Origin of the sequence: Mesorhizobium sp. M7A.F.Ca.ET.027.03.2.1, from assembly GCF_003999175.1 — a bacterium.
Classification (GTDB): domain Bacteria; phylum Pseudomonadota; class Alphaproteobacteria; order Rhizobiales; family Rhizobiaceae; genus Mesorhizobium.
In genome coordinates, this window is the sequence record NZ_RZOM01001078.1 from 1 (window position 1) to 2,105 (window position 2,105).

Genomic DNA, 2,105 nt, shown 5'->3' on the forward strand with positions numbered 1-2,105 from the left:
CTTCTGCTCGATACGAATGTCCTGTCTGAAGTGACACGACCGGCGCCGGACGCACGCGTTCTGAACTGGCTGGATCGGCTTGATGAGGACCGCTCCTTCATCAGCGTCGTGTCGATCGCCGAGATCCGGCGCGGAGTCGCCCTCATGGATGAGGGTCGGAAACGTGAGGCCCTGGCCGAGTGGCTTGCTCGGGACCTGCCGCAGCGCTTCGAGCAGAGGGTTCTTCCGGTGGACGAACCGGTTGCCTTGGCCTGGGGCGACTTGATGGGCCTTGCAAAACGCAGCGGTCGCGGCCTGTCGTCGATGGACGGCCTGATCGCAGCCACGGCGATTGCGCAGGAGCTTACCTTGGCAACACGCAATACGAAGGATTTCGAAGGTTTTGGAATTGAACTTTTTGATCCCTGGACTGCATGAAGCGCTCGGCGGCGTATGTCTGCATCGGAAACACCATCACTTCGTCATCCACGGGCGGAGCAAGGAGCGTAGCGACGCGGCGCAGACCCGAGGATCCATGCCGCGACTTCCGAGTGCGCGCCACGGTGCAGAATTCTGCTCCGCTGCACTCTATGGTCAAGGTCGCGGCTTGGATCCTCGGGTCTCCGCGACGGAGCTACGCTCCTGCTCCGCCCGTGGATGACGAAGGCGGGGAGGCTTCGGCCAATCCCGAATTGTCTCCAATCAGGGCACGTGACAAGCGCCTCCGCATCGACTATATGAGCCTCATGATCAACCTGACCGCCACATATTGGTACTTTAGGAGCTCGCTGGCGGCGGGAGGATTGCGCTCGATCTGAAGATTGCAGCAACAAGATCCGAACCAGCCGCCATACCTGGCGGCTTTTTTGTTTCAGCCGGCAGGTTTCCTCTAAATCAAAGAGGAGCATGATCTCGTCCGAAAACCGCTTCACGCTTTTCGGCATCATGCTCTCGACAGGAGCAGAAAGCCGTGTTGACCACCACAGACGATCTCCGGGTCAAGGAAATCCGAGAACTGAGTACGCCGGACGAGGTGATGCGGGAGATCCCGCGCACTTTGACGGCGACGCGCACCGTCAGCGCATCGCGCAACGCAACCCATGCCATCTTGAACGGTACCGACGATAGGCTGCTCGTCATCGTCGGCCCGTGTTGGATCCACGATCCGGTCGCCGCCGTCGACTATGCCAGCCGTCTGGCGGCGCTGCGCGAGAGCCTGTCGGACCGGCTGGAGATCGTGATGCGGGTCTATTTCGAGAAACCGCGCACGACGGTTGGCTGGAAAGGCCTGATCAACGATCCCGACCTCGACGGCAGCTTCAACATTGACAAGGGGTTGCGGATGGCACGCAACGTGCTGTCTGCCGTCAACAATCTCGGCCTGCCGGCAGCGACCGAATTCCTCGACATGACCACGCCGCAATACATTGCCGACCTCGTCGCCTGGGGCGCGATCGGCGCGCGCACCACGGAGAGCCAGATCCACCGCGAACTCGCCTCGGGCCTCTCCTGCCCGGTCGGCTTCAAGAACGGCACCGATGGCAATCTCAGGATTGCTGCCGAAGCTGTGAAATCGGCCGCCCAGCCGCATCATTTCATGGCGGTGACCAAGGGCGGACGCAGCGGCATCGCCACGACCACCGGCAATGAGGACTGCCACGTCATCCTGCGCGGCGGCGTTCAGCCCAACTATGACGCGGCGAGCGTCGAAGCCGCCGCTGTGGAACTCGCCCGCATCGGCGTTGCGCCCAGGCTGATGATCGATGTCAGCCACGCCAACTCGGCCAAGAAGCCCGAGAACCAGCCCAAGGTCGCGGCAGATGTCGCCGGCCAGGTCGCGGCAGGCGACGAGCGCATCATCGGCCTGATGATCGAGAGCAATCTCGTCGCCGGCCGGCAGGACGTGGTGCCGGGCAAGCCCCTGCTCTATGGCCAGAGCATCACCGATGGCTGCATCGACTGGGCGACCACCGAGACGGTGCTGCACGGCCTTGCCGGCGCCGTCGAGTGGCGCCGCTCGGCACGCCGCGCCATGATCGACAACCGGCAGGGAGCCGCTTGAGCCACTATTGCCGGCCTTTGCCCGGCACGACCCCCACCCTAACCCTCCCCACAAGGGGGAGGGA

General features: G+C 63.1%; 2 protein-coding genes. Both read left to right on the forward strand.

All coding sequences use genetic code 11. From position 1 onward, the window contains the following. Positions 1 to 417 (forward strand): type II toxin-antitoxin system VapC family toxin (locus EN750_RS31370; protein ID WP_145968094.1); only part of this gene is annotated, 417 nt, incomplete at its 5' end. Between the two features lie 532 nt (positions 418 to 949). Beyond that, the gene (locus EN750_RS31375; protein WP_127399023.1) at positions 950 to 2,041 is read left to right on the forward strand and encodes a 3-deoxy-7-phosphoheptulonate synthase; all 1,092 of its coding nucleotides are present in this window, start codon (positions 950 to 952) and stop codon (positions 2,039 to 2,041) included. The last annotated feature ends 64 nt before the right edge of the window (positions 2,042 to 2,105 follow it).